The 19,072-nt window shown below is 50.5% G+C and carries 17 protein-coding genes; 6 read left to right on the top strand and 11 right to left on the bottom strand.

Going from position 1 to position 19,072, the window contains the following annotated elements:
* Positions 1–79 precede the first annotated feature (79 nt).
* Positions 80–2,935 carry a T9SS C-terminal target domain-containing protein gene (locus EA392_04970; GenBank protein TVR39980.1) on the bottom strand — a complete coding sequence of 952 codons (2,856 nt, stop codon included), beginning with the start codon at positions 2,933–2,935 and terminating at the stop codon, positions 80–82.
* Between the two features lie 11 nt (positions 2,936–2,946).
* Entirely contained in the window at positions 2,947–3,414 is a 468-nt protein-coding gene (locus tag EA392_04965; protein TVR39979.1) for a hypothetical protein, read from the bottom strand.
* Between the two features lie 131 nt (positions 3,415–3,545).
* On the opposite strand from EA392_04965, the gene EA392_04960 reads away from it, so the two are divergent.
* Positions 3,546–4,772: a DUF4236 domain-containing protein gene (locus EA392_04960; GenBank protein ID TVR39978.1), complete on the top strand. Its 1,227-nt coding sequence runs from the start codon at positions 3,546–3,548 to the stop codon at positions 4,770–4,772.
* Between the two features lie 6 nt (positions 4,773–4,778).
* On the opposite strand, the gene corA is transcribed toward EA392_04960, so the two are convergent.
* The 7 genes from corA to EA392_04925 form a co-directional block, all read right to left on the bottom strand.
* Positions 4,779–5,864 carry a magnesium and cobalt transport protein CorA gene (gene corA, locus EA392_04955; GenBank protein ID TVR39977.1) on the bottom strand — a complete coding sequence of 362 codons (1,086 nt, stop codon included), beginning with the start codon at positions 5,862–5,864 and terminating at the stop codon, positions 4,779–4,781.
* A gap of 30 nt (positions 5,865–5,894) precedes the next feature.
* Positions 5,895–6,932, bottom strand: a complete 1,038-nt coding sequence (locus tag EA392_04950; GenBank protein TVR39976.1) for a threonine aldolase — start codon at positions 6,930–6,932, stop codon at positions 5,895–5,897.
* Positions 6,929–7,573 carry an O-methyltransferase gene (locus EA392_04945; protein ID TVR39975.1) on the bottom strand — a complete coding sequence of 215 codons (645 nt, stop codon included), beginning with the start codon at positions 7,571–7,573 and terminating at the stop codon, positions 6,929–6,931. The genes EA392_04950 and EA392_04945 overlap by 4 nt, the downstream gene beginning before the upstream one ends.
* A gap of 1 nt (position 7,574) precedes the next feature.
* A complete protein-coding gene (locus tag EA392_04940) occupies positions 7,575–8,801 on the bottom strand; it encodes an insulinase family protein (protein TVR39993.1) in 1,227 nt (408 codons plus the stop codon).
* A 40-nt stretch (positions 8,802–8,841) separates the two neighbouring features.
* Positions 8,842–9,750, bottom strand: a complete 909-nt coding sequence (locus tag EA392_04935; protein ID TVR39974.1) for a hypothetical protein — start codon at positions 9,748–9,750, stop codon at positions 8,842–8,844.
* Positions 9,751–9,792: 42 nt separating this feature from the next.
* Positions 9,793–10,581, bottom strand: coding sequence for a 3'(2'),5'-bisphosphate nucleotidase (gene cysQ, locus EA392_04930; GenBank protein TVR39992.1), 789 nt, complete (start codon positions 10,579–10,581; stop codon positions 9,793–9,795).
* A 118-nt stretch (positions 10,582–10,699) separates the two neighbouring features.
* Entirely contained in the window at positions 10,700–11,671 is a 972-nt protein-coding gene (locus EA392_04925; protein TVR39991.1) for an acyl transferase, read from the bottom strand.
* A 47-nt stretch (positions 11,672–11,718) separates the two neighbouring features.
* On the opposite strand from EA392_04925, the gene EA392_04920 reads away from it, so the two are divergent.
* A complete protein-coding gene (locus tag EA392_04920) occupies positions 11,719–12,243 on the top strand; it encodes a hypothetical protein (GenBank protein ID TVR39973.1) in 525 nt (174 codons plus the stop codon).
* Positions 12,244–12,256: 13 nt separating this feature from the next.
* Here EA392_04920 and EA392_04915 read toward each other — a convergent pair whose 3' ends face one another.
* Positions 12,257–13,942, bottom strand: coding sequence for a Na/Pi cotransporter family protein (locus EA392_04915; protein TVR39990.1), 1,686 nt, complete (start codon positions 13,940–13,942; stop codon positions 12,257–12,259).
* Positions 13,943–14,196: 254 nt separating this feature from the next.
* Entirely contained in the window at positions 14,197–15,939 is a 1,743-nt protein-coding gene (locus EA392_04910; GenBank protein ID TVR39972.1) for a hypothetical protein, read from the bottom strand.
* 142 nt (positions 15,940–16,081) lie between these two features.
* On the opposite strand from EA392_04910, the gene EA392_04905 reads away from it, so the two are divergent.
* The 4 genes from EA392_04905 to EA392_04890 all read left to right on the top strand — a co-directional run.
* Complete coding sequence (locus tag EA392_04905; protein ID TVR39971.1) at positions 16,082–17,695, top strand: T9SS C-terminal target domain-containing protein; 1,614 nt, start codon at positions 16,082–16,084, stop codon at positions 17,693–17,695.
* Positions 17,696–17,730: 35 nt separating this feature from the next.
* Complete coding sequence (locus EA392_04900) at positions 17,731–18,219, top strand: hypothetical protein (protein ID TVR39970.1); 489 nt, start codon at positions 17,731–17,733, stop codon at positions 18,217–18,219.
* Positions 18,220–18,269: 50 nt separating this feature from the next.
* Positions 18,270–18,641 (top strand): DoxX family protein, encoded by a 372-nt coding sequence (locus tag EA392_04895; GenBank protein TVR39989.1) that lies wholly within the window; start codon positions 18,270–18,272, stop codon positions 18,639–18,641.
* On the top strand, positions 18,642–19,072 hold a 431-nt coding region (locus EA392_04890), incomplete at its 3' end, for a sulfite exporter TauE/SafE family protein (GenBank protein ID TVR39969.1). It abuts the gene before it with no gap.

Here is a 19,072-nt window from a genome sequence, read left to right as displayed (position 1 = left end):
GTCGTTTTGATGACAAGGAATAAAAAATCCCCCAGCTGATATCAGCCGGGGGATTTCAGTTATGAAAAAACAATCAAGCTTACATCACTTCCAGGGTACGCGTGAAGGCTCCTTCCGGGGTGATGATTTGAAGGACATAGGTACCGCGGGCAACGTTGAGTTCAACGTCGGTGCGGAAATCTCCATTCAGGAATACATCGCGGTGGATGATGGGTCTTCCGGTGATATCCACCACGCGCATTACGCCGGTTCCTGTTACGCCTGGTAGTTCAACCACAAACTGACCGCGGCTTGGGTTGGGGTAAACTGAGAGGCTCGCTTGTGAAATTTCCTCTACACTCGTGGGGTCACAATCAGGGCCGTCTATGTCCAGTGTAAAGTAGTAATCGGTTTTATCAGAATCGCAGGAAATCCCATTAAAAACCATTGGTTGAATGTAAACCGCATAGCTACCAGGGTCGAGATCGGACATCATCTCCACCATCTCACACTCATCAACCGCCTGAAATACTACTTCCTCAACATTTTCGCAGTCTGAGACTTCGAGGATGGCAAATACTGCCTCAAATTCGGACATTCCGGTAACAGTAACGGATGCTGCTGCAGTCAGTTCAAAGGCGAATACATCGATGTCGCTTTCACCCAGGGCGGCAAACGCTGAGCCATGAATGGATTCGCTACAACCAACGGAGCCGAACTGAACAGGGTCGCCCCAGCATCCGTTATTGGTTGCCGTGCCACAAACTTCTCCTTCAGGAGTAGCATCTGCGGGAATAGTAAGCGGCCCACAGGATGGAGGTAGCGCAGATAGGCAGAATTCACATTCAGGCATATCGAGTGCAACTCCGGCACATATACCATCCCATTCTGTGGTACAACAAAAGCTATCAAAATCGCAAACTGCATCCTCACAATCCTGACTTGCAGGGAATCCAACAATACCGTATGTTTCATTGCAGTGCATCAGGCAATCAGCACACTCTTCAATGACCCAGGTAGAGCCGGCACAAAACCCATCCCAGGCTGTATTACAGCAGAATGGATCTGTGGCGCAAACAGCTTGCTGGCAGGGTGAATCCGCCGGAAATCCTGCAAATCCATAGGCCAGGTTGCAGAACGTTGTTTCACAAAGATCGCCCTCAATACTGAGCACGTAGTTGTTGTTTCCACCATCACAGGGATAGTCATTGAAAACATTAGGTGCCACGAAAATGATATGATTTCCAACTGGCAGGTTTACCGTAAGTGAGGTTGAAGAACAGTACTCGCTCGTGGTAAATTCATCAAAATCTGTTATAAAAGGGCAATCTGCAACCTCAAAATCAAGGATTACACCGAGCAACGCCGGGAACTCAGCATCCAGGTTAAGCATGACATCTCCGGCTATTGTGGTAGTTAAGATGTACCAGTCGGTATCGCGTGTGCCTCCATCGGCCCATGCACTACCCACAATCGTCTGACCGCAGGCTACTGTTTTGAACGTAGGTGTAGCCATGTTGCAGCCTCCATTGGTATCAGCACCACAGGTCTCACCCTCCGGAACAGCCTCATTGGGCACTTCGGGTAACTCCAATCCACATGGTGGTGGCGGGGTGCCGGGTGAGAGACAGTTGATACATGCTGGTGTTTCAAGTGCGAGTCCTGCACACAGGCCATCCCATGACGTATCGCAGCAGAAGGGGTCTGATGAACAAATAGCCTCCTGGCAGTCGAGATCAATTGGGAAACCGGGAACCCCCAGGTTGTTGTTGCAGTAAGCCAAACAGCCTTCACATGCCGATTGGTCGAGTGCTTCTGCGGCACAAAGTCCATCCCAACTGCCAAAACAGCAGAAAGCGTCGGCTAAGCACACTGCTTCCTGGCAATCGAGATCAGCAGGGAAACCAGCAAAACCGTAGGAGAAGTTACAGAACTGCGCCCCGCAAACATTACCTGTTACGGTAAGAACATAGTTATTCAGGCCTGATCCACATGGATATCCGGAAGTTACACTGGGCCTTACAACAATGGCGTGCGTGCCAGCCTGAAGGTTTAAAAGCACACCGCTAAAATCGCAATAGGCATCCGTGGAAGAGCTCAAAGTCGGCGCACCGACAGGACATCCCTCAAACAATTCATAAACCAGTACCTCACTCGGGAATTGCGCTTCAACAAACACCGAAACAGAACCTAAATCGGTTGTGTTAAACAGGTACCAATCTGTATCACGCTCTCCGCCATCAGCCCAGGCAGTCCCTATGAGTGTCTGATTACAGGTGATTTCTTCAAAAAAGGCAGTACCGCCATCACATCCACCATTGAAATCAAATCCACATGGCTCATCTTCATTCACTGCTTCTGATGGAACGGAGGGCAGCTCCAACGGACAAGGTGGCTGAGGCGTACCGGGGGAGAAGCACGGAAAACACGCCGGTTCATCCAATGCAGATCCCGCACAAAATCCATCCCATGATGAGATACAGCAAAAAGGATCATCACCACAAATGGCAGCCTCACATGCCGGTGCCAAAGCAAACCCGGCAAAAGACTGTGCCTCATTGCAGAAAGGCTGAGCACAGGGCTCGCACTCGGCCTGACCTGCGGCTATACCGGCACAAACACCGTCCCACGATGTTTCGCAACAAAAGTTATCAATGTTGCAAACAGCAATTTGGCAAGCATTCAGTGAGGGGTAACCGGGCTCACCTGTTGCATTGGTGCAAAACTGCCGACAAACAATGCATTCGTCGTAAGCCATTGATCCACTTGCACAGGCCGCATCCCACGCTGTTTCACAGCAAAAAGGGTCATCAGCACAAACAGCGGCAGCACATTCTGGTGCAGAGCTAAAGCCTGCAGTAGTTTGTGCCTGATTACAAAAAGGCTGAGCCAGAGCCACCTCGAGGGCTCCAAGGAGCATCACAGCCGCAAGGAAAAAAGATCTTAGTGTTTTCATAATGGTTGGTTTTATCGGGTTGATGCTGGTTGGTTGTTTTCACTGGCAAGGGCGCGAAGCGCATCAAGTCGGGCCTGGATTTTTTCACGATTGAGAGTAGAAGAATCTTCTTCTACCGCAAGTTGTTGCTCCAGTTTGAGGATAAGATACGTGATGCGCTCGGGCGACATGCTGCGGTATTCATCGGCTTGAGCAGACGGAGCCGCCGTGCTTCGCGCCGAAGCACCATCGGATTTGGCTTTAACCCCGATTGTTTCGGGGTCCTTATTTGAGGTAGAGTGCACACCGGAAGCCTGATTTCCTGACCTCTCCGGCCGGGTTTTTACTTCAGGCTGCGACTCAGCTTTTGATTGCTCAGCACGCTCCATACGGATCTGCTGCTTTTCAGCGTCTGAAAGTTTGCCACTGGAGAACTGCTGCGCTTGCAACAGGCCCACGGAGCTAACCAACGCAACGACAGTTAAGGTAAGCTTTTTCATAAGGTTTTGATTTGATTGGTTTATGGAGTTAAAATTACATTTATGGCGTTGAATGACTGTGTTCAAATAATCAAGTTTTCAACAATTCTAGCTGTATTATTTACCTTTGAGCATCATATAAAACTCAGACTATGGCTTTTTACCTGCGCAGGGGAATCAACTTCGGCCCGCTCCGTGTAAACTTCTCAAAAAGCGGCATTGGCCTCTCTGCCGGCGTAACCGGAGCGCGTGTCGGAATTAACTCTCGCGGTCAAGCCTACGTGCATGGTGGGCGGCACGGCATGTACTACCGAAAAAACATTGGCGGAAAATCGCGAAGCTCAAACGGAGGAAGTGCTTTTGACAGAAGTTTCGGGGATATTTTTGTGGATACCGGGCTTACTCACCGGGTGGAGAGAATCAATCCACCACGGATTGACATACCCCGGTTAGACGAACGCCTACCCAACTGGAGCCTTGTACTTGGAATTGTATTGATTGTGGGCGGGTTGATCAGTGGAGATGCACTGGCCGCCGTGTTGCTCGCCATCATAGGTGCAGTTGGGATATATTGGTTCGTGCGCGCGCGGAACAAAGTGCAACGACGAAAAAACGCGCTCGACGCCCTTATTCAGGTTCGACCCTCCGACGACCACCATGCTGCATGGAAAAGCTTAACGTCAAATCTCGATGATTCCGACCGCAAAGCTGTGGCGGAGCCTGCTTTATTTATGTGGCTGGAGCAATTGAGCGACGCCGAAACCCGTGTAAGCCTTGATTCACTGACTTCTTTCCTGCCGGTTGAGGAAGCGAGGGCCAAAAGCCTTGCACTTTTCTGGTATCGTTTTCTACTTACCGAAATGCTGGCCGACCACATGCTCAGCGAGGAAGAAGAAGAGTCTCTAAAGGAACTTGAAGAAGCCTGGCAGATTGACCCTGCCATGGTGCACTCGGAGCACAACCTGATACAACGGTTTAGAAACCTGCGTTCGGTAATGAATGAGCCTTTGAGTGAGGTGGCCATCAGCCGTGAGTTAAAGAGAAATGAAGTGGGCTACTTTGAAGGTGCGGGAAAACTGTTGAGACAAGTGGTGCTGCACCGTTTTCAGCGCGAGGGCATGCAGTTCCGCGAACTAGGTTACCGCGAAGAATTATCGGGCACGCTACGCATTACCTCATCGGTCTATGAAGTGGACCCCGACGGACGATTACCCCGCAGTTATCCCATCAGCGGTGTGGAGGATATTTGCCTAAACCCCGAGGAAGGCGTGGTGGAAGTGAGCATGCAAAACCGTCAAAGCCCTGTGATTATTACCGCCTCTGATGTGATGGTGTTTGCAACGGCCCTCGAGAAAGTAGTGGAGCAGCACGAAAGCTGATCTTGCCTAAAACCACTTCTTCACCCTGAAATACAAAAGCATGCCGAGTGCCAGTAAGGTCATGATGGCGAGAATACCGAAATAACCCCACTCCCATGCCAGCTCGGGCATGTGCTCGAAGTTCATACCGTAGATTCCCACAATAAAGGTGAGGGGGATGAATATGGTGGCTATCACCGTCAGGGTTTTCATAACCGTATTGAGGCGGTTACTCAAGCTGTTCATGTACAAATCGAGCATTCCGGAGGCCATATCGCGAAAAACCTCAACGGTCTCAATTACCTGAATGGTATGGTCGTACAAATCACGAATATACACCCTTGTGGATTCCTGAACATGGGGTTCTTCGGCGCGTTCAAAGCGGTTCATCACATCGCGCAAAGGATACACAGATCGCCTCAAATGAAGCATATCCCTTCTTATCCGGTGCAGCTCAGCCAATACGCCTGACTCGGGTTGCTCCAACACCAGGTCTTCAATTTCTTCCATTCTCATGCCCAGCTTTTCGAGCACCAGGAAGTAATAATCAATCACCGAGTCAATCAGGGCGTAGAGCAGATAGTCGGCTCCGCGCCCCCGCAGCAGGCCTTTACCCTCACGCAAGCGTTTGCGCACATGGTCAAACACATCTCCGGTGCGCTCCTGAAAGGTGATGAGCCTGCCTTGCAGGAGCACAAAACTGACCTGCTCGTCTTCCAGGCGTTTGTTTTCTTCATCCCAATGCAACATCCTCAACACTACGTAGAGATAGTTGTCAAATTCTTCCAGTTTGGGCCGCTGACTTGTATTGAGAACATCTTCAACGGTAAGCTTGTGCATGCCCCACTGTGCACCCATCGTCTCAATGGTTTCGACTTCGTGGAGGCCTTCTATATTGAGCCACGAGATGTTGTGCGGGGAGCGATCTGTCTCCAGAACATCCTGCAGATGAATATTTTCCCGCTCCAAGCAATCATCCGAATTGTACTGAAAATCCGATAAACGAATATGCTCCATATAACGACGGCCGGTAAAAACGGCTGTACCCGGCGGGAGTCCGGTTTTGACCGCCCGGCGATGGGTTGCCGTTTTTTGATGCTTTTTGCGTGCCATACTCGTTGCCGATGGGCAAGGTATGAAATTTCACGGCTGCAAAGGCATACCCGGCTCGAGCCGAGCGATACACTGCAATAGTTTTTCAACCATTTGAGGCGTTACATCCAAATGAAAAACCATTCGAATACCGTGGTCGCCAAAAGGCAGTGCATATACCCCTGCCTGGTGCAAAGGATTCAAAATGTTTTCCCGAGGCACCGATGGCTCAAACACAATGATATTGGTAGAAACCGGCAGCACCTCTGCCACCCATTCTTGCTTTGCGAGCAACTCAGCACATTGAATTGCGTGTTGGTGGTCTTGGCGCAAGCGCTCTACGTGGTGATCGAGGGCGTAGATGCCCGCCGCTGCGAGGTAACCCGCCTGGCGCATTCCACCCCCCAATACTTTGCGCACCCGGCGGGCCCGTTTAACAAACGCTTTGCTTCCCAATAGCACTGAGCCAACCGGTGCACCCAAACCCTTGGAGAGGCAAACCGAAATGGAATCGAACAATTTACCATAGACCTGTGGCGGGGTGTTGTTTTCTGCCAGGGCGTTAAAAACGCGTGCACCATCGTTGTGAAAAGCAAGTCCTTGCTCACGGCAATAGGTGGAAATGCGTGTGAGTTCTTCTACGTCGTACACTGCTCCCCCACCCCGGTTGGTAGTATCTTCTACCGACACCATCGAGGTGAGCGGCAGGTACACGGCTTCGGGATCGTTGATGGAGCGCGCAACCTGTTCTGCGGTAATCCGACCATCTTTTCCGGCAAGCAGGCGCACGGACGCTCCAGAGTTTCTCGCCACCCCACCCCCTTCGTACAAATAGATGTGCGACAGTTCGCTGCAAATCACCTCATCGCCCGGAGAGGTGTGCACGTTGATGGCAATCTGGTTGGTCATGGTTCCCGAAGGGCAAAACAGACCTGCTTCATGACCAAAGATGGCCGCGGTTTTTTCTTCCAATGCATTTACCGTGGGGTCTTCGCCGAACACATCGTCGCCCACAGGGGCGGCCATCATGGCCTCAAGCATGGCCGGCGTAGGCTTGGTAACAGTATCGCTGCGCAGGTCTATGATCATTTCTTGCGGATTACCATGAGTCCATCGCGCACAGGCATCAGCACATGTTCAATGCGAGGGTCGGTGCTTATTTTCTTGTTGAATGCTATCAGAGCAGAAGTATCGGGGTCGTTGGCCGATTCTTCGGGATCGAGCACTTTTCCGCTCCACAGCACATTGTCGGCAATGAGAAATCCGCCTGACGGTATGCGATCAATCACAAGGTCGTAGTAGGCGCTGTAGTTGGTTTTGTCGGCATCGATAAAAACCAGATCAAATGCGCCATCCAGAGAAGGTATGATTTGCAGGGCATCTCCGAAATGAGGGTGAATTCTTCCTTGCATTCCAGCCTTTGCGATGTATTCGTTCACAATGGGTGCCAGCTCTTCGTTGATGTCAATGGTGTGTAACTCACCGTCGGGAGCCATTCCTTCAGCCATGCACAGGGCAGAGTAGCCGGAGTACGTCCCTATTTCGAGAATGCGACGGGGCCCGATCATGTGGCTCAGCATACTCAAAATACGACCCTGCATATGCCCCGACAGCATGCGTGGCTGCAACAGTCGCAAGTGGGTTTGGCGGTTCAGTTCGTTCAGGTATTCAGGCTCGTGAGAAGTATGGTTGAGCGCGTATTGTTCAATTTCCGGGGGTAAAAAATCCATCTTACAAAAAGGTTAGGCTGCTCATTCGGCGTTCGTCAAACATTTCGTTGGCAATTTCCAGCAGGTCGGAGGCGGTAATGGTTTCCACTTCGCGAAAAATCTCTTCGGTGGTATCCACCCGGTCGTACAGCAGCGCACTTTTACCAAGGGCCAGCATCAGCGATGAACCGCTCTCCTGGGCCAATGCGATATGGCCAATAAGTTGCTGCTTTGCCTGGTGCAACTGGGCGGTTCCGAGTTTCTTTTCGCGTAGTTTTCTGAGCTCGGCACGCAAAAGCCGTTTGCTGCGGTTGAGCAGCGAAAGGTCGGTACCGAGGTACACTGTAAACAGGCCGGTGTCGGTATAGGGCTGGTAGTGCGCCTCAATGTTGTAGGCAATACCGTGTTTTTCCCTGATGTTGAGATTTAATCGACTGTTCATGCCCGGGCCACCCAGTACATTGGTGAGCAATACCATGGCGCGTTTACGGTCGTGGGCGTAATCGTAAGACGGCGCCCCCAGCACGTAATGCACCTGGTGAGTATCACGCTTTACTTCGTTGTGCAGAGGCGTGTAGCAATCAAAGGCCATGCGGTCTACCGGCTCATCGCTGAGATTTATGTGGGTAAGGTGCTTTATGGCCAGTTTGCGCACTTTCTCAAAGGGCATACTTCCCACGGATGCAAATACCATTTGATCGGTTCGGTAGCGTTTGTGCACAAAGTCCAGAATGTTTGTGCGTGTAAGACCGCGCACACTTTCCACCGTGCCGAGAATGTTGCGTCCGATACTGTGACCGGCAAACACCTGCTCTTCGAACTCGTCGAAAATCTGTTCTGCCGGGCTGTCCATGTAGGAATGAATCTCGTCAATGATCACCTCTTTTTCCTTGGCAATCTCCTTTTCGGGATAGGACGCCCTGAAGGTAATATCCACGATAAGCTCCATGGCCCTCTCGTAATGAGCGCTCATAAACGAAGCGTAGATGGCGGTTTCTTCCTTGCTGGTGTATGCGTTCAGCTCGCCACCTACATTGTCAAGCCGGCTTAACACATGGTATGCTTTGCGCTTTTGAGTGCCCTTAAACAGGCAATGCTCAATGTAGTGTGCAAGGCCTTGTTCGGTAGCTTCTTCATCGCGCGAGCCGGCGTTGATAATCAACCCGCAATGCGAAACTTCAACCCCGTTTTTGTAGCGGTGAATTAGGCGTATGCCGTTGGGCAGCGTGCATTGTTCGAATTCTTTCATCATCGGGCCTGCAAAGGTACGGTCTGCGAACGGCTTTTTCTCAGCGAAAAAACGAAAAGGTGCGCTCGGTGCGGAAACCTTCAAAAGAGTATGACAGGGTTAGGCTCTGTTGGGCTGTGGTATCGCATTCGTCAAAGGTGTAATCCACTTCGGTAAACTCCGGAAACGCGGTTACTTTTCCCACGCGAACGGGACAGGTTGCGAAAATATCGGGGGTTTGGCGTGTTTCAATGGGTCTGTCGTACAACCGCAGGTGGTAGCGGATAAAACCGGGCCGGTCTTCCATGCGCTGAATGCGGATGTCGAGCAACATGTACTCCAACCTGTTTCGCAGGGCGCGCGACCGGCGTTGTTTTTCATTGGCACCAATCTGAGCAAGATACCTCAGGCGGTTGATGTCTTCGAGAATTTGCTCTACGGTGTCGTAGTTTCTGCGCCGCTCAATGGCATCTATTTCATTGCCAATTCTTCGGTCATAGGCCTCAAAATCTGCAATCAGTCCGCGAAGCTCTGCCTCGCTGAATGGGTATTTCACGTGGTAGGAGATGAAGGCATCGGAGCCCCGGCCAAATTGCTCCCAGTAAAAGTCATTCACTCGACTGATGGAAATACCCCGGAGGGCATCTACAAACTCCGACCGCGCGTTGACGGTGGTTTCAAAGTGATCTACAAAGTTGGTGAACTGATTGCGGGTTTCCTCCCGGGTCAATTGCTCCGTTTGGGCAATTACCTGCACGGCAATGGCATTTACAATCTGCTCACGCACAGCGTTCATGGCACGGTCTCGCGCCTCCTCGTGGTTCCAACCGGTACCTACAGCTATCACATAACCCTGCTGAATGCCATGCAGCCAGTCGGGGGCTTTACGCTGGGATCGCATGGTGGCGCGGTGGGAGCCGCAGGACACCACAATCAAGGCAATCAACCATATGGAAAGAAGCTTTTTCACGGGGCGTGAAGATAGACAAAAGTTGTGCCGTGGGTTTTTCGGTTACTCCACCACAAACCAGTTATTAAGCAAATAGGGTTTGTTGTATTCCATTTCGCTTTGGGTCATATGGTCGGTGATGTTTTTGCCGGCAGCTTTCGCAATGGCGTGACCGGCGGCTGTATCCCATTCCATTGTGGGAGCAAAACGCGGATATACATCGGCCTGACCTTCGGCAACCAGACAGATTTTGAGTGAACTACCCATGCTCACCAGTCGCACCTCATCATATTTCTCCATACAGCGCTCAATAAAAGCCTCAGTATCGGGGCTGGGGTGCGACCTGCTGCCCACAATACGGTACTCACGCGTGTGTTGGATGATGGGGAGTCTTTCGCCCACCGTGGTTAGGTCGCGCCAAAGGAAGGAAAGCCGGCGGTCGGTTAGCTTGAATTTCCAGGCCGAAGCCCCCACCCAACCGGCGTAAAGCACCTTTGAAACGGGCACAAAAATGACCCCGGCTATAGCGCGGTTGTCCTCAATGAGCGCGATGTTTACGGTAAACTCTCCATTGCGTTTGATAAATTCTTTGGTACCGTCCAGCGGATCTACCATCCAGAAGCGCTTCCATTGCTTGCGCTCTTCGTAGGGCACATCACGACCTTCCTCACTGAGAACAGGCAATCCTGTAGACTGAAGCTGTTCTGAGATAACGCGGTGAGCGTCGCGGTCGGCTTTGGTGAGGGGTGATTGATCTGATTTCACATCCACCTTAAATGCCGTGTCATATACGTGCATGATGGCGGTACCTGCACGGATGGCAGCGCCAATGGCCACATCCAGCAACTCAATATCTTTTAAACTGATGCTCACGGGGCGAAGTTAGGTATTTCGGGTTCAAGAGGAGTCGGGAATGCTACTCTATGAAACAACAAAAATGCGCAGTAGTTTTTTTTTTTGCCGAACTGCCTCAAATCACCATCAGGTTGCAACCCCTTATGTCGCTGTAATCAAATCGCCCCAGCACCTCAAAGGTTCCGTCCTCTGACAGTCGACCCAAATCCTGTGTAGCGATAAAGGAACACGAGTCAATATTGGCAAGGTCAATCACGTTGATTCCTCCGGTTTTACCGGTTACGTATTGCAGCGGATCGTCACTTTCTCGCACCAATACCCGCATCCACGGGGGGCAGTGAAAGAAACCATCAGACTTTGCGTAGGCTTGCGACAGAAGTTCGGTCATACCGTATTCCGAGTGTATGGCATCCAGTTGAAAGGCTGTTTTGAGGGTTGAATGCAGCTCGTATCGTGTGAGTTCTTTCCGCCGGCCTTTCATACCCCCTGTTTCCATTACAAGTGTGTGCTCAAGCCGTTGAGGGAATTGCTCTGCCAGATCGAGCAGGGCAAAACTCACTCCGAGCAGAATGGTGGACTGTTTTGCTTGCTCCAATTGACTCAGCACAGTGGATAACTCGCCCAACTGATTGAGGTAAAATCCGCTCAGCGGGTGTTGGCTTTGTTCAATCAGATGCTGCGCCATGAAAACCAACGAAGAGCCTGTTCGCTCCAGATATGAGGGCAAAAGCGCAAGCACACAATAATCGGAGGCCGGACCGTAAAACAAATTCCACGTCCGCGTGAAACTCTCGGTGTAAAGCCCGAGACTTCGAACATGGTGACGGCTTGTTTCAGCTCCTGTGGTTCCGCTGCTGGTAAAAATAATTTCGGGCTCAAACTGTCCGGTAACTACCGTGTGGTTGCGGAAAAACTCAATAGGCATGCACGGGATTTCACGAAAGGACAAAACAGAATCTGAACTTACTCGCAAAAAATTCAGAAATTTGCGGTACACCGGATTGAATTTGGCCTGGTATCGAAATATTTTCAGCGCGGTTTCGTTGAACCCACGGTCGTCTGAAATGTTCCTTATATCAGCAAGCAGTTCGCTGCGCAAAACAGTTTTTTTAAAAGCCCGAAAGTTACATTAAATTGAAGCGCACAGATTGGTTCATAGTATGCATAGCAGTATTTGCAGGTCTTACGGGCTGCCTGCAACGCGGTGAGTTTCCGGATGAACCTTATCTTGAGTACCTGAGTTTTGAGCGCCAGGAAGGGCTAACTGAAATGCGCTTTAAATTTACCGACGGCGATGGCAATGTGGGGCTTGACAATCGCGACACCATAGCTCCCTTTAACGCCACCAACAACCCTGTCAACCTCAACCACTGGAATCTATGGTGGAAGTACTACTTTAAGCAGGACGGCGAATGGTTTGTGTTGAGTGCCGAGAATGACCCTCCACTTTACCTTGACCCCAACGCGTCGTTTTTTCGCATACCCCGTCTTGACCCCCAGGGGCAGAACAAGGCTTTGGAAGGTGAAATTGTGGTGGACATGACAACGTGGTTTCCCCTTACTGACCACGACACCATTAAGTATGGGTTTATCTTGCTCGACCGCGATTTGAACCGCAGTAACGAAGCCCAATCGCCGGAGTTATACCCTAATCAGTAGAGTGAAAGGAGCGTTAAACCTTTCCCGCGTAGGCCTCTGAAATGCTCATGATGTTATCGCCTACTTTTTCGCAGAACTCAAACATGTCGCTGTAATACAGGCCGCTTTTTACGGAGTAAACTCCTTTCTCCAGGTTTTTGAGGTGCTTTTTGCGAAGCTCATCGCGCAAAGCATTGATTTCTGCTTCGGCTAACTGGGCTGCCTCCAACTGCACCTTGTCAGACTCAGTGCTCAGGTTGTTGGTCATCAAACGAAAAGCTTCATCAAGCAAGAGCAGCATTTTTTTGATGTTTTCGCGCTGTTCCGGCAGGAAATAAATCTTGTTGTCGTTCTTGCGCTCCAGCCGCTTGCTCATCTGGTAGTACAAGTCGCCGATTCGCTCCAGGTCGTTGGCAATACTCAGCAGTGATCGCACTTTAGCAGAGGTTCGTATGCTGATGGTGCCTTCAGAAAGCTTTGACAGGTAGTTACTGATTTCCACCTCAACCCGGTCGGTAATCTCCTCGTATTTCCGGATTTTTTCAATGAGCTTTTTGCGTTTCTTCGAATCGCTCTCTTCCAGCAATTCAAGTGTCATGGAGTTCATTTTAGCCGTTAGGGTGCTGAATCGCGAGGTTTCCTTGTAGGCTTCCAGCAGCGATAGTTCCGGCGTCCCCATCAAACCTGTGGATATGTACTCCAGGCTGAAGACTGTATCATCTCCCCGCGAGGGAACCAGTTTGATGACCACTCTTTCAATAAGGGGCACCAGCCCCACCAGAATGAGCACCGTAATCAGATTGAACGAGGTGTGAAAAATGGCAAGACCGTAAATGATCGCTTGCGGGTCGTCGGGATCGAAAACCGAACCAAGCCCCCAGTTTTGGGTGAGAAGATCAACGCTTCTTAAAAATCCGCCAAAAATCAACACCATCCAGATAACCCCGGCTGCGTTAAAAATAAAGTGCGCACGGGCAGCTCGTTTGGCACTGATGTTTCCCACCAATGCAGCCAAATTGGCCGTAACGGTTGTTCCGATGTTTTCGCCGAGGATGGTTGCTGCACCAAGTTCAAAAGGCAGGCCGTTTACGCAGAGCACCAGGGTAAGCACAAGCGCCGCACTGGATGATTGAAGCACGATGGTGAGAATACTCCCTAAAAACAAAAACAAAATAACAGACAACACCCCCATATCTGCCAGGCGCTCAAGCGAAACCAACAAGTCAGGGTTAAGAAGAGCCATCGTGGAGTTGAGCAAGCCAAGACTCATAAAAACCAATGCGAAACCAATCACCACCTCGCCCCAATTGTTGAGGTTCTTGTTGTTGAGGAAGAGTAGCGGCAGCCCAAAAGCCAGGATAGGCAAGGTGTAATCGTAGATTGCAAAAGGAGAAAACCCGAGAATCACAATCATCCAAACCGTCATGCTGGTGCCGATGTTGGCGCCCATGATAACACCGATGGCCTGGCGGAGATTGAGCAAACCTGCGTTCACAAAACTCACTATCATTACGGTGATGGCCGAAGATGATTGAACCAATGCCGTAGAGAGAAATCCACTACCTACACCTGCCAGCCGGGTACCTGTCATGTTACCAAGCACCTGACGCATGCGGCTACCCGACACTTTCTGGATACCCTCGCTCATCACCTTCATTCCAAAAATGAAGAAGCCCAGCGAGCCAAGCAAAGTGAGAAACTCCAAAACGCTCAATTCCATCATCAGAATGATTGCATTACAAGAGGGCGAAACTACACCACGCGTACATCAGCGGCGGCAGCCCCATGTTAATTTTTGGTTATGGATACCTTCAGCCCCGGCATGATGAACATCGAAATCCGACCTCTGTCTATGGCCAAAGAAACCTACTTTCGTTGACATAGGCATGTTTGCGGGCATAAAATTAGGACTACGGCTATGTGAAGCCCTGTTCGCAGTTCATTCCGATTCATGAAAAACGCATTCATCGCTCCTTACCGCACGAGGTTATCGGGGAAAGTACCATTGAAACCCACCACCGGATAGCGGTTATGCGTAGGCTCGTACCACTTTGATCGCCGGTAGATAAAGTCGAGCTGCTGCCACACATCGGATGCAAATTCGGGGTCTTTCTTTTTTGCCAGAAAGCGGGCCTTGAGTTCGGGATCCTCCTCCAGCAGGCGCTCTGCTTCAGCATCAAACAGATATGGCGAAAAGTATTCCTTTTGCATCAGGATGGCGTCGAAAAAATTCCAGCAGAAGAAACCGTCCTCCGATCGCGGGTCCAACACGTGGGCGAGATACTGATTGGTAGGCTGATTGGTTTTAATCACAAAATCACCGGCTCGAAATGGCAATTTTTTCTGCTCTTGTCTGACCTGAACATCCCGGTGCAGATAGTGCCCCTCGTAGGGCCGGGGTGACGACTGATAGTCAGCGATGTACATCACATTCACAGAAAGTTCAGTGTCAGAGCGCAGTTCTTTGACTTGTACGCCGTTGAGACGAAGCAACTCAACCACTTCCGTCCACGCCTGTGGAATGATGTAATACTCAGGAAGGCTTACTGTGAGCTGAGGCTCCAGCGTTCTGTACCATGGCACATCTTTTACGTAGGGTTTGCCCGTATTGTAATGGCGCTGCTCGGTTCCGGTAACCTTGCTGGTGCGGTACTCCACTTCGTATCCGGCAAAGCGAAAAACATCATACTGAGTAGTGTCAACGCGGTGGTTGAGTTCTACCTCCCTGGATTGAGAGGTGTACTCAGCAGCCTTGGCCCGCAACTGCGCAATGATTTCTCCACGTTGGCTTGTCATCTCCAAAAGAGCCTGCAGCAGTGCTTTGGTGGCTTTCACCCGTTCAGAGAAAGGTTTTAGCATGTGCGCTTCGGCCGTAAAGCTCAGTGCATGAAACAGGTTAGCGTAGCCCGAAGAGTAGCGCGGAGAATCGGGGTAGTGCATGATTCCACTCTCCGGGGTTCCTTTACGGGTGCTCACATAGGGCGCCATAGGGTAACCGAGCTCCTCCATCCGGCTGTACAGAAAAGGCACCAGCTCGCGGTCGGTAATGGCTCCAAGCAGGCTGTACATCTTTCCGGAATTGGGGGCAATCAGTGTCATTGTGTAGCTGTAATCAGCCCCGTTGGTAGTATGGGTATCCACAAAAACATCGGGATTCCATTGCTGAAACATCGCGTTAAAGCTGCGTGCGTTGCGACTGTCGCATTTTATAAAGTCGCGGTTGAGGTCCAGGTTTTTCGCATTACCCCTGAAGCCATGCATCTCCGGGCCATCCTGATTCGCGCGAAAGCAGCATCCACGGTTTAACATCCCCCCCACGTTGTACACCGGAATGATCAGTACCACTGTGTTTTTGAGCAAAGGATCGTTGCTGCTCAACAGTTGCTGTGCCCACTCAATGCTCGCATCAATGCCACATGGTTCGCCGGGATGAATGCCGTTGTTAACCAGCAGCACGCGTTTGTTTCGCTGCCGGGCTCTCGCAGGATTAAAATCACCATCGGTGTCTATCACAAACAAATGAAGAGGAAGTCCGGAATCAGTGCTTCCGGCGGTTTTCAGTTCGGCAGATTTGTATTTTGAAGCCAGCAATTCAAAGGCGGCAATGGTCTCCTCGTAGGTGAGGCTTTTGTTGTCTTCGTAAAACAAATCAACCTGCGCACTGATTATCAACGTGCAAGACTGCAAAAACAAAAGTAAAACAAGCTGCTTCATCATGATTGATTGAGTGCTTGCGAAGGTATCCAAATAACAGAAAAGTAATGCGTAACTCTATCGGTTAGTCACTCAACAACCCCCGTTATTGCTTAACTTTAGCACCGAAACAAGAGCACTATTTGTGAAATTCACCCTTATCCTATTGAGTGTTTGCCTGTGCTTCAACAGTCTGGCCAACATCACATCCATCCAACAGCGCAATATCAGCCCTGAGAGCTTTTCGGTTCAATTCACATCTTCCGTTGCTGGAGTGGGTGTCCTGAAATTCGGAACTTCGCCTATTGGCGGCAGCGTGTTGGCCGGAAATGAAATTTTGAATGACCATGAAATTTTCATTTCGGGTTTGGTGCCGGCCTCCTTGTATCACATTCGTGCGGGAGTTGTTTTGGCGCCCGGCGATACCCTCTACAGCGATGTGGAGCCTATGATGACAGCCTCACTTTCCAGCGGCATCATCAAGGTGTATTTCAACAGCGCCGTGGACCACGATGAAGCTGCGTTGGAGCCCGCCATAAGTTTGGGGCAGGACTTTCCCGACACCATCATCGCCTACCTTGACCGCGCCAAATACACGGTTGATTTTACGGCTTACAACATCGACAACCAGAACGGCGTGATTGACGCTATAAACGCGGCATACAACCGCGGTGTGCAGGTGCGGTTTGTGGGCAACTACGGCATTGCCAACTGGAACTACAACTCGATCAGCATCGGTGTGGGCAACAAGATTCAGCGACCTGAAGGCGATGACATCGGCGCTATGCACAACAAGTTTATTGTCATTGACGCCAACTCACCGGATCCCAACGACCCCGTGGTGATTACCGGATCGACCAATTTCACCAACAACCAGCTTCGCATCGACCCTAATAACCTCATCATATTTCAGGATCAGAGCCTGGCCCGGTGTTTTACCATTGAGTTTGAGGAGATGTTCAGCGGCGTTTTCGGACAGGCAAAAAGCGTAAAAACGCCGCGTGAGTTTGCCATAGGAGGCAAACGCGTTCAGGCATTGTTCTCGCCAAAAAGCGGTGTGGAGAATGAGCTGCTCCACAACATCGCTCAGGCTGATTTTGACATTTACTTTGGCATCTTTACGCTTACCAGGGCCAATATCTCGCAGGCGCTGGCTGATCGTGCCAATCAAGGGATTTTCGTAGCCGGTATCGTGCAGGACATCAACACATCATCCAACACCTACACCATACTTCAAAACGGATTGGGAAACCGACTCGTGTTGGATGCCTTCGGCACGATGTGGCATCACAAATACGCCATTTTCGACCCAAATTGCTCAGAGGGCCGACCCATTGCCTACACGGGTTCAGCAAACTGGTCTGTAAACGGGAACTCACGCAGTGATGAGAACGTGGTTGTGGTGTACGATGAAAACATTGCCAATCAGTATTTCCAAGAGTTTATGGCTCGTTACAAGGCACATAATGTGAATGAGTTTGTGGATGGTGAATGTGACGTCGTTCACTCCGTAACACAGCATGTACAAGCAGGTGGATTGCGCGTTTATCCGAACCCCTCTGCAGGGGAATTTTTTGTAGAACCCCCTTTTGCTGCACCCGGAATGGTTCGGGTATTTAATTCCTCAGGGCAATTGGTAAAGCAATTGTCTATTTCCTCGTTGGGAAGCGCCGAGCCTGTATCCCTGAGCGGATTTAACCCCGGCCTATACTTGTTGCAATGGCAGCAGGTGGATGGTACCTGGTCGCAATCGGGTAAAGTGGTGCTCACAGGACGATAGCCACTTATTTGAATCAGAAATCTCTACTTTTGAGGATGATGAAAACCACGATCTTCTTATTGGGTTTCGGACTGTGGACACTGCTTTTTGGGTGTTCAGGAGCCGATACAAAAGGCAAATGGATAAAAGGTGAACCCGACGATCAACTGGAGGCTATTGAACGTCATTTCAGAGGGTTTGATGTAGCCATGGTTGAAACTGGCTATCGCTACAAAGAGCTGTACTGGGCCGGCATGGATGAGAATTGGGAATACGCGCGTTACCAATTGGAAAAAATAAAAGTGGCTGTGGAGAACGGCCTGGAGCGTCGGCCGGCCCGTGCGGCATCGGCCCAACCCTTTTTGAAAGAGGCCATTCCCGGACTTTTCGCGGTTCTTGACCAACCTCACCCTGCATCTTTTGAACAGGAGTTTAAGGTCTTCACTGCTCATTGCAATAGTTGCCACCAAATGGAAAATGTTCCTCACTTTACAGTTCGGCCGCCAAAGCGGGTAAATTCCATCATTCAGCAGCCCGCAGAATGAAACGTATTTTTCTTACCGATAACGCCGCAACCACGGTACTTATTCGCTTGATGGTGGGTGCAGTATTTTTATCTGAAGGCATTCAGAAGCTGCTCTTTCCTGCACTGAGAGGTGCGGGCAGGTTTGAAAAGATAGGGTTGCCCTCACCCGAGTTTCTCGGCACTTTTGTAGGAGTATTCGAAATACTGAGCGGCGCTTTGATTCTCGCCGGGTTGTTCACCCGTTTGGCAGCCGTTCCTACCTTGACCATTATGCTGGTTGCTATTGCCACGACCAAAGCCGATGTATTGGCGTTGGAAGGCTTTTGGCCCATGATGCACGGCAGCCGCACTGATTGGGCCATGTTGCTCGGCAGTATTTATCTGATTATTCGCGGAGGCGGCCGGTGGTCTGTGGATTCGGTTTTGCAACACCGAACATAGATGGACATCATTATCATATCGTTGGCTGCGTTTGTGGTGGCCATTCTCACTTTTTTCTCAGGTTTTGGGCTGGGCACCATTTTAACTCCGGTATTCATGGTGTTTTTTCCGGTAGATCTGGCCATCGCTCTTACCGGAGTGGTGCATTTCTTCAACAATATTTTCAAGCTGATACTGGTAGGAGGCAAAGCCGATCGGGGGGTTGTACTGCGCTTTGGAATTCCGGCCATCATTGCGGCTATACTCGGGTCGTGGCTGCTGCTGAACATCTCAGACTTTGAAGCTCTTGCCACCTATATGCTTCTGGGAAATGAGTTTGAAATCAGTCCGGTAAAACTTATCATCGCCCTGCTGCTCATCATTTTTGCCCTGATGGATTTGTTGCCCTGGTTCCGCAAGCTACAGTTCGGAAAAGACAAGTTGAAGATAGG

The organism is Cryomorphaceae bacterium, from assembly GCA_007695365.1.
Classification (GTDB): Bacteria; Bacteroidota; Bacteroidia; order Flavobacteriales_D; family SKUL01; genus SKUL01.
This window is presented reverse-complemented; position numbering and strand designations above follow the sequence as displayed.